This is a genomic window from Dyella monticola, from assembly GCF_003363155.1.
In the GTDB taxonomy this organism is placed as follows: domain Bacteria; phylum Pseudomonadota; class Gammaproteobacteria; order Xanthomonadales; family Rhodanobacteraceae; genus Dyella_B; species Dyella_B monticola.
This window is the reverse complement of sequence record NZ_QRBE01000015.1, coordinates 1-26,365: the sequence shown is the minus strand read 5'-3', so window position 1 is coordinate 26,365 and position 26,365 is coordinate 1. Positions and strand designations below refer to the sequence as shown.

Sequence of the window (26,365 nt, the reverse complement as noted above, 5' to 3'; positions counted from 1 at the left end):
CTGATTGCATCAGAACGCCATGTCGAATGCCACCTCGCCTTCCACGCCCACCTGGTACGCCGACACGCGACGCTCGAAGAAATTGGTGACTTCCTGCACGTCTTGCAGGTCCATGAAGTCGAATGGATTTTTCGCGCCGTATTTCTTCGGCAGATCGAGCTGAACCAGGCGTTGGTCCGCGCAATATTCCAGATACTGGCGCATATCCTTCACCGACAAACCGGCAACGCCGCCGGAAAGCACATCTTCGGCAAATTGCGTTTCGCAGGCGATGGCTTCTTCCAGCATGGCTTCAATCTGTGTGCGCATCGCCTCGTCGAACAGATCCGGCTCCTGTGCGCGCACGGTACGTACCACTGCAAAGGCGAACGCCATATGACCTGATTCATCGCGGAATACCCAGTTGGTGCCCGAAGCTAGGCCGTGCAGTAGACCGCGTGAACGCAGGAAATACACGTAGGCGAAGGCGGCGAAGAAGAACAAGCCTTCGATACACGCGGCGAAGCAGATCACATTGAGAAGGAACTGCCGGCGCTGCGCGCGCGCTTCCAGCTTTTGCAGATTCTGGATGGAGTCGATCCACTTGAAACAGAACGCGCCCTTCTGCCGAATCGACGGAATGTTCTCGATGGCCGCGAATGCCTTGTTGCGCTCATTCGGGTCAGGAATGTAGGTGTCCAGCAGCGTGAGGTAAAACTGCACATGCAGCGCCTCCTCGTACAGCTGGCGTGACAGATACATGCGCGCTTCCGGCGCGTTGATGTGCTGGTACAGGTTCAGCACGAGGTTGTTCGCCACGATGGCGTCACCGGTGGCGAAGAAAGCGACAAGGCGATGAATCAGATGGCGGTCCGCATCCGTCATCTTCGACTTCAAATCCGTGACGTCGAGCGAAAAATCCACTTCCTCCACCGTCCAGGTGTTCTTGATCGCGTTGCGATACATCTCGTAAAACTCCGGATAACGCATGGGGCGCAGCGTGAGTTCAAAACCGGGGTCGAGAATGTGATCGGACATGGAGGTTCCTTAAGCGGCGTCAGTCGAGCTTGCGCGCATAGTTCCCGCGCACGAAACGACCGATATACGTGGAGAGGCCGATGCCGGCCGTGGCAAGTCGCTGCATGTTGTGTAGGTGCATGCGTCCAGGCTTGGCATCGGTGTATTCATAAGTGCCATCGTTGACAAAGCGAACAAGAATGTAGCTCTCGCCGATCGCATAGGCGAGCACACCCGAGCGCCCGCTGCGATTGCGGTAGGGCTTCATTTCAGGCATGGCTCGGATGGATCGTCATGAAGGGTGTGTCGGGAGTTGTTGGGACCCGGCACTCGCCGGGGCGACGAGCATTACTGGCACGCCTCGCAGTACTCGGGATTTTCCAAGGAACAGAACACCGCTGCTGTCGCCGCATCCTGCGCGCTGGGCTCGGGCACCGCGACCGTCGAGGCCGTTACCGTGGTCTTCGCAATCTTGGTCGCCGGACGCGAGCGCAGGTAGTACGTCGTCTTGACGCCCGCCTTCCATGCGTACATGTACATCGAACTCAACTGTCCGATGTTCGGATTTTCCATGAACAGGTTCAGCGACTGGCTCTGGTCGATGTATGCGCCGCGGGCAGCGGCCAGGTCGATCAGTGCTTTTTGCGGCAGTTCCCACACCGTGCGATAGATCGAGCGCAAGCGTTCGGGGATGGCGGTAATACCTTGGATCGAACCGTCCGCCAGCTTGATGGCGTCGCGGATTTCAGGTGTCCACAAGCCCAGCGCCTTCAGCTCGTCGACCAGATGGCGGTTGACGACCAGGAAATCGCCGGAAAGCGTTTCGCGCTTGAAGAGGTTGCTTACTTGCGGCTCGATGCATTCATAGCAGCCGGCAATGGAAGCAATCGTCGCGGTGGGGGCAATCGCAATCAGCAGCGAGTTGCGCAGGCCATTGGCTTTGATCGCTTCGCGCAGTGCATTCCAGCGTGCGGCGTCATGCGGTTTGGCGTTCGGCCAATAGTCACATTGCAGTTCACCGTTGGCCGCGCGGCTTTCCTCAAAGCCCGGATGAGCGCCGTACTGCTCGGCCAATGCGTTCGATTGCGCCAACGCGTTGTAATAGATCTCTTCGGCGATGCGTGTCGAAAGCTCCGCCGCTTCAGCCGAATCGAAGGGCAGGCGCAGTTTGAAGAACACATCCTGCAAACCCATCACCCCAAGGCCGACCGGTCGCCATTTGCGATTGGCCGTTGCCGCGGTATCGATCGGATAGAAGTTCAGATCGATCACGCGATCGAGTTGACGCACGGCCGTGCGCGCGGTCGCAGCGAGTTTGGCGAAGTCGAACGCACCATCCACGACATGACGGGCGAGGTTGATCGAACCGAGGTTGCACACGGCCGTTTCGCCGGCGCTGGTGACTTCCAGAATCTCGGTGCACAAGTTCGAGAGATGAATGACATTCTCGGGCTTGGCCGTCTGGTTGCTGGTGGCGTTGCTGCGATCCTTGAAAGTCATCCACCCGTTACCGGTCTGCGCCAGTGTGCGCAGCATGCGCGCGTAGAGTTCGCGCGCCTTGACCGTTTTTACGGCGAGACCTTCGGCTTCGGCCTTGTGATAGGCGCGCTCGAAGGTTTCGCCCCAGCTGTCGACCAGATGCGGCACTACCTTGGGATCGAACAGCGACCAGTTGCCGTCGTGCTCTACGCGGCGCATGAATTCGTCGGGAATCCAGTTGGCGAGGTTGAGGTTGTGCGTGCGGCGTGCTTCGTCGCCGGTGTTGTCGCGTAGTTCGAGAAATTCCTCGATGTCTGCGTGCCACGGTTCGAGATACACGCATGCCGCGCCTTTGCGCTTGCCGCCCTGGTTGACCGCGGCGACGGACGCATCCAGCGTCTTCAGCCACGGCACCAGGCCGTTGGAATGGCCATTCGTGCCTTTGATCAGCGAACCGCGCGAGCGCACGCGCGAATACGCAAGGCCAATGCCGCCCGCGAATTTGCTGAGTTTGGCAACATCGCCGTATTTCTCGTAGATCGACTCCAGCGAATCCTGTGGAGAGTCCAGCAGGAAGCAGGAGCTCAACTGTTCGTGCGCCGTACCGGCATTGAACAGCGTCGGCGAACTGGCGATGTACTCCAGCGACGAGAGCAGGCGATACAGTTCCAGCGTTTCGGCGATATCGTTGCCACCCAGCGCACAGGCGATGCGCATGAAGAAATACTGCGGCGTCTCGATCGCCTTGCGAAGCTGCGGATGACGCAGCAGATAACGGTCATACACGGTGCGCAGGCCGAAGTATTCGAACCGGCGAGAGGCGGTCAGGTCGATCGCATCGTTGAGCTTGCGTGCATTGGCCATCACGAAATCGCGCAGGCGCGCGTTGAGGATGCCTAGCTCGGCACCGCGCGCGATGGATTGCGAAAAGCTCTGGATTTCCTGTCCGCTCACTTCCTTGTCGATGAAGGCGCTGAGCAGGCGTGCGGCGAGCTGACCGTATTCGGGTTCTTCGGCCGTCAGCGCTGCGGAGGTGCGGATAGAAAGCTGATCCAGTTCCTGCGTGGTAGCACCGTCGTACAAGCCGCCGATGGTTTTCAACGCCACGCGCAGCGGATCGACCGCATGCAGGCCTTCTGCGCTGCGGGTTACGGCGCGCACGATTTTGTTGACGTCGACCCCTTCGTGGCGGCCGTTGCGCTTGGTTACGCGCATCTGGCCCGGGTTGTGCGGCGGGGTCAGGATGAAAGGTGTTTCGGCGGTCGCGGACATCGTTACAGGGTCAGTTGAGGCCGGCGTAGGGTCGTCGGCGGAAAAAACGCTAGCGTCGGCGCGGTCGGCAGTGCGCTCGCGCGATTCGGTGTCGACAGGCTGCATGTCGGATGCTCCAGGCTGTGGAATCTGGCCGGGCCGGATGGATCCGGTTCGTGCGGGCAGGTTCCTTGTACTCAACCGCCTGCTCCCGCGCGCAGGGCTGATGTGGCAGCTACGTGGTGGATCGCATCGCACGGATACGACACGCCCCTCTCCGGCCGTCACGAGCGGCAAGGCATTCCGGCCTTACCGTGTCGGCAGGTCTTCGGACTTGCGGATGTGAGCCTTGCGGCCCGCCTACTCACCCCGCTTCCCGGCCTGCGAAGGCCAGTGCGATTCGGGCTTTCGTCTCCGCTTACCGCTGCGGGGCAGTTCCGGACTTGCACCGGATTCCCTCACCGCCTTCGAAATCGTCTGAAAGCGGCAACCGACGGACACAACATATCGGGGTCATCCGCGCCGGTCAACCCAATAAATTGTGGATAAGCCGGTGGATAACTGGGCAACCCCAGGCGCCGTGCGGGCTGCGCGGATTCGGGATTTTTTGCTGGCTAGCGCGCGATGGCGACGATGATTCCCACCCACATCAGCACCAGTCCTGAGGCGAAGGTCAGCCGGGCGGGGGCGATGCGCTCCACGGCACCTTCCGGCACCGGCGTGGTGGCGACCCAGATCGTCGTTCCCAACGCCAGAAAGCTTAAGAAGGCCAGGCACACCACCACAATGTCGCGCGCCACCCAAGGCGTGGGTTCGTGCACGCCCCAGTAACCCAGGAAGGCCATGCCCATCGCCGACATCGTGGCGGAGGCCGAACACAAGCCGACGACCGAACCGGCAGGGGCGCGCTTCATGCAAACGACTCCGCGAAAGGGTGACCGGATCGTAGCGCAACCGATGAAGCGGCTCAGTTATTCTCCAAGAGTTGTTTCCGGGGAGTGTGATGATGAGCAAGCGCAGCAAAGCAGCAGTGTGGTGGTTGTGCGTGATCGGCGCACTGGTATGGCCATGGCTCGCCACGGCGGCCTCGATCGACAATGCATCCCTGGCGCGAACCCCGCCGATGGGCTGGAACAGCTGGAATCATTTTGGCGCCGCTGTCACCGATGCGGATATTCGCCACGCGGCCGACGCGATGGTGTCCAGTGGCATGGCGGCGGCCGGGTATCGATATATCATCATCGACGATGGCTGGCAGGGTGAGCGCGATGCGCACGGCGTGCTGCATCCGAACGCCAAGTTTCCCGATATGAAAGCGCTGGTCGACTACGTGCACAGTAAGGGGCTGAAGTTCGGCATCTACTCTTCGCCCGGTCCGAAAACCTGCGCGGGCTACACCGGCAGCTACGGTCATGAGGCACAGGACGCGACGTTGTACGCAAGCTGGGGCGTGGATTACCTCAAATACGATCTGTGCAGCTTCACCGACTCCTTGAAAGGCAAGCCGGAAGCCGAACAGGTGGCGATGATGAAAGCCGCCTACCTGAAGATGCATGAGGCCTTGAAGGCCACTGGCCGACCGATCGTGTACGCGTTATGCAGCTACGGCTGGGGCCGCGTGTGGGCGTGGGGCAAGGATGTGGGCGCCAACCTGTGGCGCACTACCGACGACATTGAAGCCAATTACGTCAGCATGATGTTCAACGCCAGCGCGCAGCAAGGCTTGCAGCGTTTTGCCGGTCCTGGTCACTGGAACGATGCGGACATGCTGGAAATCGGCAACAAAGGCATGGACACGCAGGCGATGGAACGCACGCACATGAGCTTGTGGGCGCTGCTCGCCGCGCCATTGATCGCCGGCAACGATCTTTTCACGATGGATGCGGTGACGCGCGAGGTGCTTATCAACAAGGAAGTGATCACCATCAATCAGGATCCGCGGGGTATCGCGGGCAATCGTGTGTTTCAGGAAGGCCCGATCCAGATCTGGTCGCGGCCACTGGCGGACGGTTCGATCGCCGTCGGCTTGATCAACACGCTCAACCATTCCTTGAATGCTTCGCTGGATTTCAACGCGCTGGGTCTCAAGGGTGCGGTGGCGGCGCGTGATGTGTGGGAGCACAAGGATCTCGGGCGTATTGACGCGAAGCAAGTGTTCGACGTGCCCGCGTACGGGGTGGTTTTGTTGAAGCTGCGTGCGCACTGATAAGGGCATGCAGCCACGCAATCTTTGAGCCATTTCAAAAATATCTCATCTTGCCTCGACGTCATTCCGGCGAAGGCCGGAATCCATCGCGATACGAAGCATGAATTCCAGCCTTCGCCGGAATGACGTCGAGGGATGTACGGTGCTTTACGTCATTTGAGCCGCAATGCGGATGATTAAATGCGATGCATGGTGCGCGTATGCGGCTGGCGAAACGCCAGCAACGTCGCTATCAACCCACACAGCGCCGCGAACGACAACCACAAGCCCGGCGCGGCCTTGTTGTCCGTCACATGAATCAGCCACTGCGATATCGCCAGGCTGGATCCTCCCACCGTGGTGGCAAGGCTATAGGCAAGCGAAAAGCCGGTCGTGCGCACATCGGCCGGCATGATCTCGGTAAGCGCCACCACCATCGCACCGTTGTAGCTGGCGTAGAGGAAAGAAAGCCACAACTCCACCGCGAGCAGCTTGCCAAAATCGGGCGCGGCGGCGAGCCAGGCGAGTACGGGATAGGCGGTGAGCAGCGCGAGCACCGTGCAGGCGAGCAACAAGGGGCGGCGCCCAATGCGATCGGACAGCGCGCCCATCAGTGGCAGCCATAGGAAGTTGGACAGACCCACGCACAGGGTCACCACGAATACGTCGACCTGCGATAGCTTCAACACCTGCGAGCCAAACGTCGGTGTGTAGGCGGTGATGAGATAGAACGACACGGTAGTCATCATCACCATCGCCGTGCCCACCAGCACGATACGCGCATTCGCAAGCATGGAGCGGTAAATCTCCCTGATATTTGGACGGTGGCGCGCCAGAAACGCTTCGGTTTCCTGCAGCGAGCGGCGAATCACAAGCAGAAACGGCGCGATCAAACAGCCGATCACAAACGGAATGCGCCAACCCCACGATGCAACCGCGTGCGGCGCCATCCAAGCATGCAGCAGCAAGCCGAGCAACGCGGCGAACATCACGGCAGCCTGCTGGCTCGCCGATTGCCATGAACAGTAAAAACCACGATGTCCCGGCGTGGCGATTTCGGAGAGATACACCGACACGCCGCCAAGCTCCACGCCCGCCGAGAAGCCTTGCAACAATCGCCCAGCCAAAACCAGCAGCGGGGCAAAAACGCCGATCGTGGCGTAATCGGGAACGGCGGCTACCAGCAAGGTGCCGACCGCCATCAGGCTCAACGTCAGCAGCAGGCCACGCCGGCGCCCCAGGTGATCGATATACGCACCTAGTATGATCGCGCCCACCGGGCGCATGACGAATCCCGCTGCGAACGTCACGAGCGTGAGCAGCAATGACGCGTAGTCACTATGACTTGGGAAGTACGCATGGGCGATATACGGCGCGTAATAGCCGTAGACCATGAAGTCGTACATCTCCAGGAAATTGCCGCTGACCACGCGCAGGATGGCCTTGAAGCTATCGCGATGGGAACGGGATATCGGCATATTGCGCTGCACTCGCTTCCTCTTTGCGCCATCCTTGCTGGCCGTCATTCCCGCGAAGACGCCTCCGCTTTAGCGGGAACTGCGCCGAGGCAAGAATGGTGCTTACATGCTCACATCGATTTCGATCGGATAGTTCACCGAATCGGGCAGCTTGGGCGGTGCAGGAAACGTCCATGTGGCGAAGTGGCTTTCAAGGCATTTCGCCACTGGAGTCGGCGCGCGCACTTCGACGTTCAGCGGATGCCCATCGGGCGAGATATCCGCCACCAGGGTGAAGGGTGATTTGTCGGGGTGTTTGCTGAGTGCGATGCAGCCTTTGAGTGCATCTGTCATCGGGTTGCCGGTCTTGGCCCAGAACTGTTTCTGGTAGGCCGGACCGGTAGCACTCGCTTCTATCATTTTGGCGCGCTGCGCGCGGTCAGTGAAGGTATCGGGCGGTGCGGGCGTTTGCATACCCGCAAGCAGTGCAAAGGTGAGCGCGGTCAGCACGGATAGCTCCCGAATGGATGCGAGAGAGGCACGGTAACAGCTTGCGGCCGGAAGGGTGAAGTGGGTGCGCTACTCAGGCCGATGCGACAACGCCAGATACGCTTCGCTTTGCATCTCGATTAGGGTGCTTCGGTGCGGCAAAGCTTCGCGCGAAGCCGCTCGTCATCGTAAAAATCGATGTCGTAGCGGGAGGAGCCAACTTCACGTACTGGGCGCTGAATTCGTCGGTCACCAAGCTCGGTGACCGTCATTCTCGCAAGCGGAGTTCACCGGCTCTTGTGGGGCGAAAACAAAATGAATTTCCGCTTTTACATTGCAGGCAGCGGTGGCTCGCAAGGCATTGCTCTTGCGTCGGGAATAGGGCCACGCTTGTTGGCATAGGCTTCCCCCGTGTCGTCATTCGCCTCACTTTCGTGAGTGATGACGCTACCTGAAAACAGGTGGTTGGCGATTTACCCGAAATGGCGGAAGCGTAGGCTCCAGACCAAGCCGATCGCAATGCGATCGGTGGGTGCCAAGTACAAATCTGGAGAACTTCATGCAAAAGCGTTCAAGATTGAAGAAGGCAGCAGCGATGGCCGGAATGCTGGGGTTTACCACTGGATTGACTGCGTTTGCCGTGCACGCCCGAGCGAGCGAAAGCAAGCCTGACATCCAACCCCTCATTGTTGGCGGCCGCGAAGTGCCTAAAGGCAAGTATCCGTTCATGGCCGAGATACAGTTTGGTCAGCAGCATTGGTGCGGAGGAGCGCTTCTCGATCGTTTAACGGTTATCACTGCAGCCCATTGCGTGACAGGCATCTCCGATAAAAATGCCGGTCAATACTCCATAACTATTGGGCAGACCCAGCTTTCGGATCAAATCGGCGTTGAGCGACGTGGCATCGAAAGCGTATTGATCAGCACGGCCAAGGCGTCCGACTTGGCCCTGGTGATCCTTGATAGCCCCGTTACGGACGTCGTTCCTGTTGCACTGCCCACAAAGGGGAGTGATGCGTTCTACCAGCCGGGTCAGATGGCTACCGTCATGGGCTGGGGAAATACCGATCCGGACCTGGCTTATTATCCAGATCGGCTCCGTGAGGTGGACGTGCCGATCCTCAGTGCGGAGGAGTGTGCTATTGCCTACCCAGCGGACGATCTACAAACCTATTTCTGTGCTGGCGTGCGGGGTAAGGATTCGTGCCAGGGAGATAGCGGCGGACCCATCATCCGCAGCATCGGTGGCCGCGTGTATGAGATCGGTGTCGTTTCCTATGGCAAGGGTTGCGCACAGCAAGGGTCGCCGGGCGTCTATGTCAACCTCAGTTCCGATGAGGTATCGCCAACGGATATAAACAACTTCAAGCTGGTCTGGGAGCAGCCTGCTACGAGAAAGCTGAAGCCGGCATTCTAGGACCAGGTTGTGCCGTGGGATGACTTGCTCACGCCGGTCATCTTACGGCGCATCCGTAACGAGAAAGCGGCTGTCGCCTGCGAGCATGAGCTTTCCGATGAATGCACAAACCGTTGATCGGTTGGCAGGAAGCGTTCGTAGAACATCTCACTGACACCCTGCAGGATCATTGCAAGTGCGGCAGAGCGAGGTATTCCTCGCTTTGCATTTCGATCAGGCGCGATTCGGTACGGCCGAATTCGGCACGCAGGCGTTCGCCGTCGTAAAGATTGGTGATGGGTGTGGCGGCGGAGAGGATCAGCTTCACGTGCCGGTCGTAGAATTCATCGACCAGTTGTACAAACCGTTTGGCCGGATCTTCGCTATAGATGGTGAACTGGGGTACGTTGGAGATGATGATGGCTGGTGCCAACTTCGCCAGCGCAATGTAATCGGCCACCGCGCGCGGCCCATCGCACAGTGCCGCGAAGTCGAACCACAAGATGTCGCTCGCGCGCTTGCGTACGGGAATGGGGCGATCGTTGATGACGATCTCGCCGCTTTCGATGACATCCCCATGCACCTGGCTGGAAAAAATGCGCGACAGCTCGCGTTCGGCTTCCAGTCCTGGCGGGGTGTGGTACACCGGTGCATGCGTGAGCGCGCGCAATCGCCAGTCGTGTGCGGAAACCATTTCCACTACGTGGCAATGGTGCTTGATCGACGCAATGGCAGGCAGAAAGCGTGCGCGCTGCAAGCCGTCCTTGTACAGGTTGTCAGGCGCGGTGTTGGAGGTGGTGACCAGCGTAACGCCGCGGGCGAAGAGTGCTTCGAGCAGGTTGGAGAGGATCATCGCATCGCCGATGTCGTTGACCAGAAATTCGTCCAGGCACAACACGCGACAGCGTGCGGCGATGCCGGCGGCCACTTCGACGAGCGGGTCTTGTCGCTCACCCAGGTCACGCAGACGCTCGTGCACTTCGCCCATGAAGCGATGAAAGTGCCGCCGCAACGCAACGCCGTGTGGGAGGCTGGCGGCGAACAAATCCATCAAGAAGGTTTTACCGCGCCCGACGCTGCCCCACAGATACATGCCAGGCACCGCTTCCCGCGCCTCACCACCGAGCAGCGATTTCAGACGGCCAAACAGACCGTTGCCGTTTTCGCCGTTAACGCAGAGTGCGGCCTGCATGCGGTCGAATTCCGGCAACAGCGCAAGCTGCGCGGGATCGGACGTCCAGCGATGGGCTGCGACGCCTTCCTGGTAACGCGCGCTGGGGGAGAGTTCTGCCATGTCTTGATGGGACCTTCATGCTAATTGCCTCTCCACTCCGGAGGAGAGGGCCAGGGTGTGGGGATAATCTTGCGAAGAGGCTTGGGGCTCAAAACCGCCAAGCAGACACTCACATTGTGATTCGAAACATCGTGGCGAGAGCGACCCGTCGCCCTGCCTCCTCTCCCCGGAGGGCAGAGGAGGCAGGCGGCATATCAATCGCGCGCGGGCGGCAGATAATCCTGGATCCAATGTTTCACGGCGCCACGCAAATCCATCAGGCGCCGATGGAAGAAATGCCCTGTTTCGGGCATGCGAACCAGCTCGGGTGGATGTTCGAGGCTGTCGATCCAATCGAACACGGCTTGCGGTTCCACCACTTCATCTTCCTCGCCCATCACCACCAGCCACGGGCAAGTGGGCAACGCCAGCGTCTCGTGCGACCAGCGCCCCACGGGTGGGGCGATACTGATCAAGGCTTCGGCGTTCATCTTCACCGCGTTGCGCAAGGTCACATAACTGCCGAACGAAAATCCGGCGAGCCACAGCACATCGTCTGGACGCACCTTGCGCACCCATGCCACGGCGGCGGCGAGGTCATCGCTCTCGCCACGGCCATTGTCGTAGTCGCCCGCCGATTCACCGGCGCTGCGGAAGTTGAAGCGCAGGGTATCGAGCCCGCATTCGCGCAGGCTGCGTTCGAGCATGGTCACCACTTTGTTGCGCATGGTGCCGCCATCCTTGGAGTTCGGATGGCAGATCACCGCCACCGCGCGGCGTGCGCCGGGGCGTTCGGCCACGTCGCTGATGGCTTCGAGCGGGCCAACGGGCCCTTGCAGGGTGAATTCGGTGAGCGCGTCCGGGAAATCGGACGGGTCGGGGGAGGGGGCAGCGGAGGTCATGGGGCTAATGATAGCTGCTCGCCAAACGGCGACTTCATTGAGCGAGCTGAATCCTCTCCCGCCTCGGATGTCGTTGCCCCCGCGAACGCCGGGGCGACGCGCCGTGGTGCGGGGTTGAAAAGCGAAAACGCCGCCCGGAGGCGGCGTTCTTGTTTAGGAGAAAGCGAAAATTATTTCGCCTGACCGACGATCCATTTTACCGCCGCTTCCACCTGCGCATCGGTCAGCGCCGGGTTGCCACCCTTGGGCGGCATGAAGTTGCCGTCCGGGCCGTGGTAACCGTCGGTGGCGTGCTTGATCAGCGTCTGCAGCCCTTCGGCAATGCGCGGCCCCCACATGGTCTTGTTGCCGAGCACCGGCGCACCGGCCACGCCGGCGGTGTGGCAGCTATGGCAGAGACTGTCGTAGATGGTCTTGCCATCCGTGGTGCCACCGTAGGCGACCTGCGCGGCGGCGGCCTTGGCGGCGGCTTCCTGCGCGGCCAGCATGGCGGCCCTTCCGGTATTGCCCGCGTAGACCGCGCCGTTGGGGGCGAGACTGGCGGAAAGCTGTTGCGCGGCGTTCGGATTGGTTTCCTGTGGCTCGTGCTCGTAGATCGTCCACGCGGTGAAGATCAGGACCAGGGTCAGCACGCCAAGGCCGGCGATAAGTAGTGAGAACTGACGCAGGAAACTCTGGTCGGATTTGCTCATGGAACCGCTCACGCAAGTACTCCAGTCATCATGTGATTCGTCTGGAAAGCCGCCACGTTCCCCCGTGACGTACCTTGGCGCCCCTGGCGACCATGCCTCGGCGGACCTCATCGGGCCGTCGTGGACAACAAGCTTCGGAGTATAGACGAAGCCCGCGGCAAGTTAAGCCATTGTCCGACCGGTTTACCCCTCATGCACCGCGGCGATTTGTCCGTGGCCTTCGGTTAAATGAGTGGGGTTTGTACCGCAAGCGTGCGGTCATTCCGAGGTGCTACGCTTTGGCGCTTTGGACCGTGCCATCGGTCATAAGGCACCTGTGTCAACTGGCATTGTCCAAGCTCGTTGAGCAACACCTATGCTTGTTCGCAAGATGTAGGGCAAAAAGTACATCGTTCGCGCCGGTGGGGTCGGGAGGCTTCACCGTTCATTCCAGGAGTTTCACATGTCGCGTTTTTGGAAGATCACGTTGATCGTGATCGCCGTGCTCGTGGTGGGTGGGGTCGCATTCCGCTTGTTGCACAAGCCGGCGGAAGGGCCCGGTAATGGATCGCACCACTCACGGCAGGCCGCAGGCCAAGGTGGCGGTTCGGGCGGTAATGCCGCGGGCGGCAACGGCCAGGACACGCCTGTGCCGGTAACGGTGGAGCCCACCGTCAAGCAGAACGTGCCGGTGTATCTCACCGCGCTGGGCACCGTCACCGCGTTGAACAATGTCACGATCAACCCCGAAGTCGGCGGCCAGCTGTGGACGATCAACTTCAAGGAAGGGCAGGCCGTGCACAAGGGCGATGTGATCGCACAGATCGATCCGCGCACCTACCAGGCGGCCTATGACCAGGCGGTGGCCAAGCAGAAGCAGGACGAAGCCTCGCTCGCCACCGCGATCAGCACGCTGGACCGCAACCAGAAACTGGTTGCCAGCGGTTACGTGGCCGCGCTCAACATGGACACCTATCGCAACAGCGTCGACCAGCTGAAGGCCACCGTGGTGGCGGACGCGGCGGCCGCGCGCTCGGCGAAGGTGCAACTGGATTTCACCAAGATCATTTCGCCAATCGATGGTGTGGCCGGCATTCGCCAGGTCGACCCGGGCAATGTGGTCACTACCACTACGGCGATCGTCACGCTCACGCAGATCCAGCCGATCTATGTGATCTTCACTCTGCCCGAGCAGAATCTCGAAGCGGTGCGCGACTCGTTCCAGAACGGCGCGAACAAGCTGGAGGTGATTGCGCTGGATCGCGCCGATGCGCATCCGCTCGACACCACGGGCGGTTTGCAGGTGGTCGACAACCAGATCGATACCAGCACCGGCACTTTCAAGCTGCGTGCCATTTTCAATAATCCCAAGAGCGCCCTGTGGCCGGGCCAGTTTGTCAATGTGCGCCTGCGCGTACGCACCGTGCAGGGTGGCCTGGTGATTCCGGCGCAGGCGGTGCAGCGTGGTCCGGATGGCGATTTCGTCTACAAGCTGCAGCCCGATCAGACGGTGGCGATGCAGCCGGTGAAAGTGGCCGGCGAAGTGGGTGATAGCAACGTCATGGTCGGCAGCGGCCTGGACGAAGGCGACCAGGTCGTAACGGAAGGCCAGTTCCGCCTCAAGCCCGGCAGCAAGGTGCAGGCGCTCAAGCCCGGCGAAGTGCCGCAACCGGTCGCGGCGGCTGGCGACAAGAAGAAGTGGAAGAAGGGCGGTCATCGCGCAAATGCCGACTGATATGCGCAAGAGGGTCTTCTCGCTGCAGCACTTCCCTCTCCCCGCCGGGGAGAGGGCTAGGGTGAGGGGCCCATCTCGCGGGATGTTTGTTCAGCAAAAAACAAAGCGGCCGGCAGACAGCAACATGGCTTACGGCAAGCGCGACCCCTCACCCCAACCCTCTCCCCGGAGGGGAGAGGGTGCCAACGCGAACCTCTCCTGAAAGGACAGGGCGCCGATACTTAGTGACGGTATTCCCATGGGATTCTCAAGCCTCTTCATTCGCCGGCCCATCGCAACATCGCTCCTGATGGTGGCGGTGTTGCTGCTCGGCGTGCTCGGTTATCGCGAACTGCCGGTGTCCGCACTGCCGGAAATCGAAGCACCGAGCCTGGTGGTCACCACCACCTATCCGGGTGCAAGCGCCTCGACCATGGCCTCGCTGGTCACCACGCCGCTGGAGCGGCAGCTTGGCCAGATCTCCGGCCTGGACATGATGACCTCCGATTCCTCGGCGGGCCTGTCCACCATCGTGCTGCAGTTCAATATGGACCGCGATATCGATATCGCGGCGCAGGACGTACAGGCGGCGATCAACCAGGCGCGCGGCACCTTGCCCAGCACCCTGCCGTATCCGCCGGTGTACAACCGCGTGAACCCGGCCGATGCGCCGATCATGACGCTGGTGCTCACCTCCGACAGTCGCCAGTTGCGCTACGTGAACGATCTGGCCGATTCGATCCTCGCGCAGAAGCTCTCGCAGGTGCAGGGTGTGGGCCTCGTATCGATCGCCGGCAACGTGCGCCCGGCCGTGCGCATCCAGGTAAATCCGGCGCAGCTGGCCAACCTCGGCCTCACCATGGAAGACGTGCGCAACGCGCTGACTGAGGCCAACGTCAACGCGCCCAAGGGCACGCTCAACGGCGCCACGCAGTCGTACACCATTTCCACCAACGATCAGCTCGAGACGGCGGCCCAATACAAAGACACCATCATTTCCTACAACAGCACCACCAACGCGCCGGTGCGTCTGTCCGACGTGGCGAAGGTGCTCGACGGCGTCGAGAACGATCAGCTCGCCGCGTGGGCCAACGGAAAACCGGCCGTGCTGCTGGATATCCGTCGCCAGCCGGGCGCGAACATCGTGGAGACGGTGCAGCACATCCGCGACATCTTGCCGCAGCTGCGCAGCGTGCTGCCAGCGGACGTGCATCTGGATGTCTTCGCCGACCGCACCATCACCATCCGCGCCTCGGTGGAGGACGTGCAGTTCACGTTGCTGCTCACCATCGCCTTGGTGGTGGGAGTGATCTTCGTGTTCCTGCGTCGCCTGTGGGCCACGATCATTCCGTCGGTGGCGGTGCCGCTGTCCTTGCTGGGCACCTTCGGCGTGATGTCGTTCACCGGCATGTCGCTGGACAATCTCTCGCTGATGGCGCTCACCGTGGCCACCGGTTTCGTGGTGGACGATGCGATCGTGATGATCGAAAACATCGTGCGCTACATCGAGCAAGGCAAGGACGGCAAGGAGGCGGCGGAAATCGGCGCGAAGGAAATCGGCTTCACGGTGCTGTCGCTGACGGTGTCGCTGATCGCGGTGTTCCTGCCGCTGCTGCTGATGCCCGGCGTCACCGGCCGCCTGTTCCACGAATTCGCATGGGTGCTCGCCACTGCGGTGGTGATCTCGATGCTGGTGTCGCTGACACTGACACCGATGATGTGCGCCTACCTGCTCAAGCCCGATGCATTGCCCGAAGGTGACGACGCGCACGAGCGCCACGCCGCAGCCGGCAAGCGTACGGTATGGGCGCGCACGGTTGGCTTGTACGAAAGCACGCTGGATTGGGTGCTGGACCATCAGCGCGTGATGATCGCGGTGGCGTTCATCGCCGTGGCGGTGACGGTCTTCCTCTACATGGTGATTCCGAAGGGCCTGCTGCCCGAACAGGACACCGGCTTGATCACCGGCGTGGTGCAGGCCGATCAGAACGTGGCCTTCCCGCAGATGGAACAGCGCACCAAGGCGGTGGCCGATGCGCTGCAGAAAGATCCGAATGTCGCCGGTGTGGCGGCTTTCATTGGCGCCGGCTCGATCAACCCCACGCTCAACGAGGGCCAGCTCAGCATCGTGCTGAAAGACCGCAGCAAGCGCGGCAGCCTGGATGAAGTGGTGCAGAGCCTGCAGAACGATGCCGCCGACATTCCGGGCGTTGCGTTGTACTTGAAGCCGGTGCAGGACGTGACGCTGGATACGCGCGTGGCCGCCACCGAGTACCAGTACTCGCTCTCGGAAGTGAACTCGCAGGAGCTGTCGCAGTATGCACAGCAGATGACGCAGGCGTTGCGCCAGCGCCCGGAACTGGCGGATGTGGACAACAACCTCGCCGACCAGGGTACGGCGCTCAAGCTGACGATCGATCGCGACAAGGCCAGCACCCTGGGTGTGCCGGTGCAGACCATCGACGATACGCTGTACGACTCGTTCGGCCAGCGCCAGATCTCCACCATCTTCACGCAGTTGAATCAGTACCGCGTGGTACTGGAAGTGGCGCCGCAATTCCGCAGCAGCACCTCGCTGCTCAACCAGCTCACGGTCAAGAGCAACGGCAGCGGCGCGCTCACCGGCAGCAATGCCACCACCTTCGGCCAGGCATCATCGAGCAACTCGTCCACCACCACCGGCATTGCCACGGCCAACACCGGCATCATCATCGGCGGCGGTGGCACCATTCCGCTGGCCTCGCTGGTGAACGCCCAGGTGACCACCGCGCCGCTGGTGATCAGCCATCAGCAGCAATTGCCGGCGGTGACGGTCTCGTTCAATCTGGCGCCGGGCTACTCGCTTTCCGAAGCGGTGGATGCGATCCATCAGGTCGAGAAGCAGCTCAACTTCCCGCCGCAAGTGCGCGGGCAGTTCATCGGCAAGGCGGCGGAGTTCTCTTCCTCGCTCAGCAACGAAGCCTTACTGCTGCTCGCCTCGATCATCGTGATCTACATCGTGCTGGGCGTGCTGTACGAGAGCTACATCCATCCGATCACGATCATTTCCACCTTGCCGCCGGCTGGCGTGGGTGCGTTGCTCGCGTTGATCCTGTGCAACATGAGCCTGTCGGTGGATGGCATCGTGGGCATCGTCCTCTTGATCGGCATCGTGAAGAAGAACGCGATCATGATGATCGACTTCGCGATCGAAGCGCAGCGCACCGGCATGAAACCGCGCGAAGCGATCCGTCGTGCATGCCTGCTGCGTTTCCGCCCCATCATGATGACCACCGCCGCTGCCATGCTCGGCGCACTGCCGTTGGCGCTGGGCACCGGCATCGGCGCGGAGCTGCGCCGTCCGCTGGGTGTATCGATCGTGGGCGGCCTGCTGCTTTCGCAGCTGGTGACGCTGTACACCACGCCGGTGATCTATCTGTACATGGAACGTTTTTCCGATTGGCTGCAGGAGCGTAGAGATCGGCGGGCGTTGCGCCATGCTGTGCGTGACGCGGGGTGAGGGCGTCGGACGCGCAGGCATCCGATCTGCGTAAATGTCAGCACCCGCTCCCTCCCCTGCTTGCAGGGGAGGGGGTAAAACCCGGCATGTTGAGATTCGACGCGCCAAGCTCGAAGGAAACGAGCACACGCCTCAACCTTTTCGCCCATCGCACGTTGTTTCGAGCATGAACATTTCCGGCCCCTTCATCCGTCGCCCGATCGGCACCTCGCTGCTGGCGATGGGTGTGTTCGCGATCGGCGTCATCTGCTACTCCCTGCTCGGCGTCGCCGCGTTGCCGGACATGCAGTTTCCTGCCATCTTCGTCAGCGCATCCGAAGCCGGCGCCAGCGCCGACACCATGGCCGCCACCGTGGCGGCGCCGCTGGAACGCCACCTGGGCCAGGTGCCCGGCATCGATACGATGCGTTCGTCCAGCTCGCTAGGCAGCACGCAGATCTTCTTGATGTTCGACACCGGCCGGAATATCGACGATGCCGCCCGCGATGTCGAAGCCGCCATCAACGCTGCGCAGGCGGACCTGCCTTCTGGCCTCAACGGCCAGCCCAGTTACGAAAAGGCCAACCCGAACGACGATCCGATCATCGCCTTCGCGCTGACCTCCCAAACGCAGTCGGCGCGGGATCTCTACGACGTGGCCGATTCGCTGCTCGCGCAGCGCTTGCGCCAGCTTCCCGGTGTGTCCGAAGTGGATATTACCGGCGCCGCAACCCCGGCTGTGCGCATTGATGTCAACCTGCGCGCCTTGAACGCCATGGGCATATCGCCCGATCAGCTACGCAACGCGCTGACCGCCGCCAACGTGTTCGAGCCGCAAGGTTTTCTTTCCGATGGCAAAACCACGATGGCCGTGGAAGCGAACGACGCGCTGCATAACGCCGCGGACTTCGCGAACCTGGTGATCGCCACCAACGGCAAGGGCGTGCCGGTGCACCTGAAAGACATCGCGCACGTGTACGACGGTCAGCAGGACGCCTATCAGGCCGCATGGTTCCAGGGCAAACCGGCGATCCTGATGTATGTGTATCGCCAGTCGAACGCCAACATCATCGACGTGACCGACCGGGTGAAGGCGGAAGTGCCGCTCCTGCGGGACTACCTGCAGCCGGGCACCAACCTGGTCACCTACTTCGATGGCACACCCACCATTCGCGCATCGTTGCATGAGGTGCAGGCCACCTTGCTGATCAGTCTTGCGATGGTCGTGCTGGTGATGGCGCTGTTCCTGCGCCGGCTTGCGCCGACGCTGATCGCCGCAGTGGCTGTGCCACTCTCGCTGGCCGGTGCGGCGGTGATCATGTACGCGCTGGGCTTCACGCTCAACAACCTCACCTTGCTGGCGCTGGTGATCGCCATCGGCTTTGTGGTGGACGATGCGATCGTGGTAATCGAAAACGTGATCCGCCACATCGACCAAGGTATGAGCCGATTCGAGGCGGCTCTGGCGGGGGCGCGCGAGATCGGTTTCACGATTGTCTCGATCACCGCTTCGCTGGTGGCGGTGTTCATCCCGCTGTTGTTCATGAGCGGCATCACCGGCATGTTCTTCAAGGAATTCACCTTGACGCTGGTGGGCGCGATCATCGTATCGGCCATCGTGTCGCTCACCGTTACGCCATCGATGTGCGGCCATTTCCTGAGTGGTCACAACGATACGAAAGAGTCGTCCAGAGTAGGGCGTGCGCTGGAGCGCATGCACGAAGGCATGGTGAAGATATACCAGGAGTCGCTGGACTTCTCGCTGCGCCATGCGCTGATGTTTTCGCTTACGCCGTTGGTGCTGATCGGCATTACCGTGCTGATTCTGATGTCAGGGCAGATCAAGACCAGCCTTTTCCCGATGCAGGACACCGGCCTCATCCGCGGCCGTGCCACGTCGGGCGCCACCGTTTCGTTCCAGGATTCGGCGGCACGCCAGCAGCGCCTGATCGACATGCTGCTGCGCGATCACGACGTCGCCGTGGTCGGCTCGCGATTGGGCAGTACGCGCCAGGGCGCGGCGGGCAGCTTCGACATCCAGCTCAAGACGCATGCACAAGGTCGCACGGACGACACATTCACCGCACTTACGCGCTTGAGCAAGAAAGCGGCGAGGTATCCGGACCTCAATGTGCGCCTGCGTGCCATCCAGGATCTGCCCAGCTTCGGCGGCGGCGGTACCAGTCAGGGTGCGCAATATCAAATTTCGCTGCAGGGCGATGACTCGCAAAAACTGCAGACATGGTTGCCCAAGCTGGTCGATGAACTCAGGAAGAATCCGAAGCTGCGCGATGTGGGCAGCGATCTTGATGATGCAGGCTTGCAGCAGAACATCGTGATCGATCGCGACAAGGCTGCACGTCTGCAGGTCAACATCGGCTCGATCGATTCGGCCATCTACGATGCGTTTGGCCAGCGGCAGATCAGCAATATCTACGCTGACCTCAACCAGTACAAAGTAGTGGTGAACGCGGTACCGGAGCAGACGGCTACGCCGCGCTCCATCGACGACATCCTGGTGGCCGCAAGCAATGGCACGATGGTGCGCCTGTCGGCGTTCGCGCGTCAGGTACCGGGCCTTGCGCCAACACAGGTGTCGCACACCAATCAGTACACGACCATGAGCTTGAGCTTCAATCTCGCGCCGGGCGTGAGCATGGGCGAGGCACTGCAAATCGTGCAGGGCACCGCCAACAACATGCGCATGCCCGGCGACATCAAGCTTGATATCGGCGGCGATTTCCGCCGTTTTCAGCAATCGCAGAGTGGCGGGTTGTGGCTGATCTTCGGCGCGATCCTTACCGTGTACATCGTGCTGGGCATTTTGTACGAGAGTTTGATCCACCCGGTCACCATTCTCTCGACCTTGCCGGCGGCCGGTGTCGGTGCGCTGCTGGCGTTGTGGTTTACGAATACGGATATGTCGGTCATCGCGCAGATCGCGTTGGTGCTGTTGATCGGTATCGTGAAAAAGAACGCCATCATGATGATCGACTTTGCCCTGGTCGCGCAGCGCGAGCACGGCAAGACGCCGCTTGAAGCTGCACGCGAAGCGAGCCTGGTGCGTTTTCGCCCGATCATGATGACCACGATGGTGGCGATCCTTGCCGCGCTGCCGATTGCCATCGGGCTTGGCGAAGGTTCCGATCTGCGTCGCCCATTGGGTATCGCGCTGATCGGCGGTTTGCTGATTTCGCAGAGCCTTACGCTGCTGAGCACGCCCGCGCTGTATGTGATCTTCTCCTGTCTGGGCGAACGTTGGGCAGCATGGCGTGCACGTCGAAGGGAGCGAAAAGGCGTGCGGCAGCGCGTGCTCGCGCGCGAGTCATAAATTCGCTCTTGCCGCATCAGTCCCCTCCCCTGCGTGTAGTAGGGGAGGGTTGACGCAACCTCGCGGCAAATCTCAGCAGTACACCAAGCTCACGCAGCCCCATCCCGCCCCCCCCTTGCAAGCAGGGGGAGGGCGCGCAAGCGTTCAGAACAATTTCTGCTCGTACTTCAAATACACCACGCGACCGATGTCGTACTGCGGGTTATACGCATACTGCGTAAAACCATCCGTACCGGTCGGACCCAGCGGACCGATGACGCTTTCCGCACCGGTATAGCTGAGCGGAGCGCGACGGTTGAAGAGGTTGGTGGCGCCGACGGAAATCTCGCCATGCCACGGCGCTTTCCAACTGAACTGCAGATCGTTGAAAGCCAACGCGCCCTGGCGGTATGCGCCAAGTTGACCCTGCACAAAGCTATTGGGTTCGTTGCACGGGAAGTACTCCTGCAGGTTCGTGGCATCTGGTCGACAGGGTTCCTTGAGCGAGGAAAAGTAGCGAACGGTCCACGTCGCGCCGAAGCTGCCCCACGACCAGTTGATGTTGCTGACATCGCGGAAACGCCACATCGGACCAAGCACCGGGTCGTACGTACCCACGTTCCAGCTCACCACCGGCCCGCCGGCGACGGTCTGCTCATGCAGTGAGTTGATGTAGGTGCCGTTGGTATCGATCTTGAACTTGCCGACCGGCGTGTCGGGGAACAGATAGCTCAAGGAGAGATCGGCCCCGCGTTCGTCGACGAAGCCTTCGTTCACCAAGGCTTGCAGCAGATTCACGATCTGGCCGTTGCTCGCCGAGCGTGAGAACTGCGAGCACTGTTGCGTTTCACCCAGCAGGTAACAGTTGTCCAGAATGCTGTCGGCAGAAGGCAGCGTAATGATGTTATCGACGCGGATTCGGTACGCGTCCGCCGTGATGTTGAAGCCGGTTAGCCAATTGGGGCTGTAGACGATACCGGCGGTGTAGTTTTTGGACGTTTCCGGCCTCAGTGCCGCATTGGCGCCGGTGTAATAGGGGGTCGTGCTGCCGCTGTTCGGACCGGTAACCGGTACGCCGGTTGTCGTTAGCTGCGTAAAACCAGGGCCAACCGCCGGTAGGTTGGCGAAGCCGCCGAGACAGCGCGATGCCACTACAGGATTGGCGGTCAGGCCGAAGTTGACGTCGCAGGGGTCGGTGTAGCTCGTAAAGCTCTGCATCGTGCCGCCGTACAAATTGGAGATGGACGGTGCGCGGAAACCGGTGCCATAGCTGGCGCGGATCAACAGATCATCGACCGGCTTGTAGGAGAGCTTGTAAGAGTTGTTATTAGTGGTGCCGAAGTTGGTGTAACGCGAGAAGCGGTGCGAAATATCGAAATTCAGCAGATTCGCGCCCGGCAGATCCTTGAGCAGGGGCACGTTGAGTTCGGCGTACGCTTCGTTGATGCCGTAGGAGCCTTCACCAGGATTTTGCTGCAGATTGGTGTTGAGGCCTTGTTGCGTGTAGAGGTCGGGTGTCACGCCACCGGAGACATCGCGGTGGTCGGCGCCCACGGCGAAGGTCACGTCACCCTCGCCCATCGCTTGCGGCAAAGTAAACATGTCGCCGCTCAAATTGGCTTCGATATTGCGCGTTTCGCTCCATGAATGCGTGAAGTAAGTGTAGTTGAGATAATTGATCTCGGCAGGCGTCAGTCCACCCGAACCGGAGAACGGATTGAGCGGGACACAACCGGCGATCACGTTAGTCGGCGTGCCGCATTCAACCTGCCCGTTGGATGCCAGGAACGATGGACCGATGGCGTTATACAAATGCACCAGATTCAAATTGCCCGGACCACCCGAATCCTGGATGTAGCGATAGTCGCTGTAACCCACATTCCAATTGAACTCGTTCTGGCCCGCTGAAAATTCACCCTCCAGGCCCGTGCGGAAGCCATATTGCTTGATGTTGTTAACGTTCACGCGGTTGGGTTCATACAGCGGCAGAGAGAACGACACGGTATTGCCGGGCAGCGGGTTGTAATAGCTCGCCGGGGAGAGCGTCGGGAACCATGCGGCGCCGAGACTACCCGGCGGCAAGCCGAGCGCATTGGCCAGATTCGCGCCATTGGCGGGCGTCAGCGAACTCAACGGATAGCCGCCAATATAGTCGGTCGCGTTATTGGTGTTATAGGTGCCGGTGAATACGGCCTTGATATTGTCGGTGATGTCGTAATCACCTTTGAGCGTGTACGACTTCAGGCGATTGTCCGGAATGAATGTTTCGTACTGCGCCTGATTGGCGTAGTCATTGCTGAAGTAGGGGCTGGGATAGATCACGCCAAACGTGTTGGGATGATAGTTGGCGATGTTCAGTCCGTTCTGGCCCGCGTTGACCGTTATCGGATAAGGATAGGCGGTGCTGGCAGGGCCCGTGACGCCCAGGATCGTGCCGTAATCAGACGGCTGCACCGATTGCGGATACTGCGGGAAGCTGCCGTAACCGTATTTGCTGAGCCAGGTTTCGTCAGCCATGATCTGATTCTGGTTCTGGATCGATATGTTGAACGTGAACGACCCTCGCTTGAATTTATGGCCGCCGGTCAAGCTGAATTGGTTTTCTTTGCCGAAATTACCCGGTGCGTACGTGCTGTTGTAGGTGTCCAGATACAACCCATCCACGTTCTTGGTGTGGATATTGATGACACCTGAAATCGCGTCCGAACCGTAAATGGATGACGCGCCATCTTGCAGGATTTCCACGCTATCGATCAGCGAGCTTGGGATCGTGCTGAGGTCAGTCTGACCGAAGATATCGGTCGTGTAACGTTCGCCGTCCACCAGAATCAACGTACGTGGCGCGCCCAGGCCACGCAGGCTGGCGTACTGTCCGACGATGTCGCCCAGCGAACTTTGGTTGCTCGTGCCGGGAGAGCCAACCGATGAAACGTTCTGAAGAATCTGCCCGACACTGACGAAGCCTTGTTGCTGCAGGGCTTCATGGGTGATCTCGGTAACGGGTTGTGCTGTTTCCACGTCCACGCTGCGAATCATCGAACCGGTGACGGTAACGGTCTGCAAGGTCTGTGGCTTGGATTGCCCGTTGTTCTGAGGCGGAGGAGGAGGTGGCGGTGTCGCCGTCGATTGCTGCTGTGCCTGCGCGCTGGTTTGCGGCTGCGCACCGGTTTGGGATGGGGTGCCGGATGGGTCTTGTGCGGTGGTCTGCGTCGGTTGGCTTGTTGCCGTCGGTGTTGTCGTTGTTTGGCCGAAGGCTACGGTGGCCAGAGCAGTGCTTCCCAGTGCCAAGGCGATACGAATCGCCAATGCTATGTGTTGATGTTGCAAGTTCACGTTTAGCCCCTCTTTCGTTGTAAGTGAGTCGAAATTCGGAGGCTTCCCTCGCCCTATGTGTGAATGCCACTCCGCGCGAGCGAAGTGCGCGTCATGCTTGGCTTGTCAAAAACCTGAAGGAAGCGATGCAGTTATGCGCGCTAATCGATCCCGCAGCAAGGTGACGCGTGGCGTGCGATATTGAAGGAGCATGCATTCGTAACTTCATTCGCCGATCTATTGCGATTGATGCAAAGAGTAAACGCAAGCTCTCGCTGATGAGTCATCTTGATGAACGCTCCCCACCTCCGTACAAAGCGGCGCTAAGACTTCATATACAAAATCAAACGCAAAATTGAGGTGTTTTTTGCAAAGCATGCTCAATGCTGAGCGCCGCGGCGGATGCGCGCATGCGATTAGTCGCTTGTGATATCAAACATGGGCAGCGCTACGAGGGATGCGCGCGCATGGTTTGTACTGGCCTGTATACAGCTCTTTCACAACAAGAGGCGCCGCGCGCCCGGGAACAAACGCAACGATTGCGTGCATAGTGGCGCGTCGTTACCTGCTTTAATTCGCATCGTTTTTCGATATGCGTCAGGCTGCCGCAAGGTGTCCGCAAGGGCTCGGCAAGATTTCGCGATACGCGGTGCGTCGCGCATCTGGACACTTTGCAACCCTTGCGTGACAGGCACATTGAAGCGACGCGAGACAGCGAAAGCATGTCCCGCGTCGCTCTCTGGCACGCTCCTAAAAAAATATTCATCACCATGCAGCTCTCCACGGTTCAAAGACTTTGGCAGTGGTTGCATCGTCTTTGCGCGGAGCGTGCAAAGCGAACCGCGAAGCCGAGTGCCGGCGTTGAAGAGGTTATCGACGCGCATGCGCTGGCTGGCGTGCAGGCGGCTCCTGGATAGGCTCTAGCGGGGTGGATTCGAGCCCGTAGTGATGGAAAATCTTTTTCCAGGCAGAGCAGATACCCCAGGTGTCCATCCCGTTTTTACATATGCCGTCGGAATGTTCAAAAGGTCGGACGCTCCGGGAAAGCCCGCGCTGGCAAAATTCTTCATGGACGCATGGCCATTTCCGGTGAGGATTACATATTTCATGTCGGGATCCTGCTTTAAATCCCGGTCTACTGTGTATTTGAGGTGATAAGAAAATGACTTCATTCGCTCGCCTGGATCGCCTCCAAAAACAACGCTTTTTAAGGACTGTGCATTAAAGTGCTTTCCAAAGGTATCGTCCCCTCTCGACAGGGAGGATTCCACATCGATGACGTTCATGCCTCTACTCCGGGCTTCGTGTGCCAGCGTGGTAGGGATGCCATTTTTATCATGGATATCGTCGTACCCGAGGTTCCTCTCCACATAGAGTGTTCTATAACCCATGTCCTTGAGGTAATCCAAGTTGTCCACGATATATTGTTGCGCTGCGGGGTCGGTGTGGTCTTCCCCGATCGAGATGCCGTTGGATTTGCTCGATGCAATCTTAATAAAATCACCAGGCCTGGCATTTTTAGGAATAGCTAAATCAGGGGTCTTTGAGTCATCCGGTTTAAATGATGCAAGGTATTTTTTTGCGTCTTGAATATATTCATTCGCGATGGTTGATCTCGCATCATTTAACCTCTTTGCCTCCTCGGGCGTTTTAGCAAATGGAACGCGTACGCTCAGTTCGTCGAATTTGGTGTCCATCGTATAGATATGTTTCCACTCATCACCGAGACTGTCCAAATTGGAGAGGAATTTTTGTTGGTGAGCACTAAGGGGACGAGTGGTTGCCGATCCGCTGACGCCGGCCTTTGACGTCCCTGACTGATTTCCCCCATTTACGCTAGGTGAGCTTTCTCCATCGCTGGTGCGACCACCCGCTTTTAACCCCATTCTTTCGATAATCTTCCAGTCGCCACTGGCATCACGCTGAAACGCTGGATCGAAAAATACCGACCTCGCCCTGGATGCTGGCTGCAGACGCACCGTTTGGGTGCCCTTGTCGACATAGACTTCGTAATACTGCCCGTCTTTCTTGGCATATAACTTCGCGTCCTTGGCGTAGAGCCCTGCAAAATGCGATCCGCGCGGTAGCGGGAGGAAGCCGGATGCATCAGTCGAAAACGGCTTGGGGGCCTCGAAGCGCAACTGGTTCGCTGGCGTGGCCACGATCGGTCGCGGTGAGCGGTACGCTCCCGATTGCGCGCGCGCAGCCTGGATATAACCAGGGATGGAGGTTGCGCTAGTGAGTGCGTCGGCCATTGCATGGGTTGCGCCTTCTTTATCGCCGAGGTTGTAGGACTGATAGGCGCTGAACAGATGAGACGTCACCTCGCTCACTTCAAATGGAACGGTCACCGCGCTAGGCACGATCATCTTGGCGAGCTGGTAGGCCAGGTGCGCGTACGTCAACCCATTCTCCAGCGTGACCTCGAAATCGGTCGTCGCATTGGCGTCGG

At 60.0% G+C, this 26,365-nt stretch carries 16 protein-coding genes and 1 riboswitch; of the genes, 5 read left to right on the top strand and 11 right to left on the bottom strand.

Annotation, left to right across the window (positions count from 1 at the left end; genetic code table 11):
- Positions 1 to 9: 9 nt before the first annotated feature.
- The 4 genes from DWU98_RS18830 to DWU98_RS18815 all read right to left on the bottom strand — a co-directional run bounded on the left by DWU98_RS18830 (position 10) and on the right by DWU98_RS18815 (position 4,640).
- Complete coding sequence (locus DWU98_RS18830) at positions 10 to 1,017, bottom strand: ribonucleotide-diphosphate reductase subunit beta (RefSeq protein ID WP_115497124.1); 1,008 nt, start codon at positions 1,015 to 1,017, stop codon at positions 10 to 12.
- A gap of 19 nt (positions 1,018 to 1,036) precedes the next feature.
- A complete protein-coding gene (locus tag DWU98_RS18825; RefSeq protein ID WP_425480248.1) occupies positions 1,037 to 1,273 on the bottom strand; it encodes a hypothetical protein in 237 nt (78 codons plus the stop codon).
- A gap of 71 nt (positions 1,274 to 1,344) precedes the next feature.
- Entirely contained in the window at positions 1,345 to 3,747 is a 2,403-nt protein-coding gene (locus tag DWU98_RS18820; RefSeq protein ID WP_230474946.1) for a ribonucleoside-diphosphate reductase subunit alpha, read from the bottom strand.
- Positions 3,748 to 4,028: 281 nt separating this feature from the next.
- A riboswitch (cobalamin riboswitch) is annotated at positions 4,029 to 4,236 on the bottom strand.
- A 104-nt stretch (positions 4,237 to 4,340) separates the two neighbouring features.
- Positions 4,341 to 4,640 (bottom strand): hypothetical protein, encoded by a 300-nt coding sequence (locus DWU98_RS18815; RefSeq protein ID WP_115497121.1) that lies wholly within the window; start codon positions 4,638 to 4,640, stop codon positions 4,341 to 4,343.
- Positions 4,641 to 4,732: 92 nt separating this feature from the next.
- Here DWU98_RS18815 and DWU98_RS18810 point away from each other — a divergent pair, with 92 nt between their 5' ends.
- Complete coding sequence (locus tag DWU98_RS18810; protein WP_158545116.1) at positions 4,733 to 5,932, top strand: glycoside hydrolase family 27 protein; 1,200 nt, start codon at positions 4,733 to 4,735, stop codon at positions 5,930 to 5,932.
- 176 nt (positions 5,933 to 6,108) lie between these two features.
- Here the strand turns inward: DWU98_RS18810 and tcuC are convergent, their stop codons facing one another.
- Positions 6,109 to 7,389, bottom strand: a complete 1,281-nt coding sequence (gene tcuC / locus DWU98_RS18805) for an MFS transporter (protein WP_147293370.1) — start codon at positions 7,387 to 7,389, stop codon at positions 6,109 to 6,111.
- A 102-nt stretch (positions 7,390 to 7,491) separates the two neighbouring features.
- On the bottom strand, positions 7,492 to 7,878 hold the full coding sequence (locus tag DWU98_RS18800) for a peptidase C13 (RefSeq protein WP_230474939.1): 387 nt from the start codon (positions 7,876 to 7,878) through the stop codon (positions 7,492 to 7,494).
- Positions 7,879 to 8,416: 538 nt separating this feature from the next.
- Here DWU98_RS18800 and DWU98_RS18795 point away from each other — a divergent pair.
- The gene (locus DWU98_RS18795; RefSeq protein WP_115497119.1) at positions 8,417 to 9,274 is read left to right on the top strand and encodes a S1 family peptidase; all 858 of its coding nucleotides are present in this window, start codon (positions 8,417 to 8,419) and stop codon (positions 9,272 to 9,274) included.
- Positions 9,275 to 9,440: 166 nt separating this feature from the next.
- On the opposite strand, the gene zapE is transcribed toward DWU98_RS18795, so the two are convergent.
- From zapE to DWU98_RS18780, 3 genes are all read right to left on the bottom strand, one after another.
- Positions 9,441 to 10,547: a cell division protein ZapE gene (gene zapE / locus DWU98_RS18790; protein ID WP_115497118.1), complete on the bottom strand. Its 1,107-nt coding sequence runs from the start codon at positions 10,545 to 10,547 to the stop codon at positions 9,441 to 9,443.
- A gap of 194 nt (positions 10,548 to 10,741) precedes the next feature.
- Entirely contained in the window at positions 10,742 to 11,428 is a 687-nt protein-coding gene (locus tag DWU98_RS18785) for an alpha/beta hydrolase (protein WP_115497117.1), read from the bottom strand.
- 170 nt (positions 11,429 to 11,598) lie between these two features.
- Positions 11,599 to 12,120 carry a c-type cytochrome gene (locus tag DWU98_RS18780; RefSeq protein WP_115497182.1) on the bottom strand — a complete coding sequence of 174 codons (522 nt, stop codon included), beginning with the start codon at positions 12,118 to 12,120 and terminating at the stop codon, positions 11,599 to 11,601.
- Positions 12,121 to 12,562: 442 nt separating this feature from the next.
- Between DWU98_RS18780 and DWU98_RS18775 the strand changes: the two genes are divergently transcribed.
- The 3 genes from DWU98_RS18775 to DWU98_RS18760 all read left to right on the top strand — a co-directional run bounded on the left by DWU98_RS18775 (position 12,563) and on the right by DWU98_RS18760 (position 20,622).
- Entirely contained in the window at positions 12,563 to 13,834 is a 1,272-nt protein-coding gene (locus DWU98_RS18775; RefSeq protein WP_115497116.1) for an efflux RND transporter periplasmic adaptor subunit, read from the top strand.
- Between the two features lie 238 nt (positions 13,835 to 14,072).
- The gene (locus DWU98_RS18765; RefSeq protein WP_115497114.1) at positions 14,073 to 17,312 is read left to right on the top strand and encodes an efflux RND transporter permease subunit; all 3,240 of its coding nucleotides are present in this window, start codon (positions 14,073 to 14,075) and stop codon (positions 17,310 to 17,312) included.
- Between the two features lie 166 nt (positions 17,313 to 17,478).
- Positions 17,479 to 20,622 (top strand): efflux RND transporter permease subunit, encoded by a 3,144-nt coding sequence (locus DWU98_RS18760; protein WP_115497113.1) that lies wholly within the window; start codon positions 17,479 to 17,481, stop codon positions 20,620 to 20,622.
- Positions 20,623 to 20,766: 144 nt separating this feature from the next.
- On the opposite strand, the gene DWU98_RS18755 is transcribed toward DWU98_RS18760, so the two are convergent.
- Positions 20,767 to 23,934 carry a TonB-dependent receptor plug domain-containing protein gene (locus DWU98_RS18755; protein ID WP_147293369.1) on the bottom strand — a complete coding sequence of 1,056 codons (3,168 nt, stop codon included), beginning with the start codon at positions 23,932 to 23,934 and terminating at the stop codon, positions 20,767 to 20,769.
- An 899-nt stretch (positions 23,935 to 24,833) separates the two neighbouring features.
- Positions 24,834 to 26,365: TraB/GumN family protein (locus DWU98_RS22010; RefSeq protein WP_158545115.1), on the bottom strand; the 1,532-nt coding region annotated here is incomplete at its 5' end.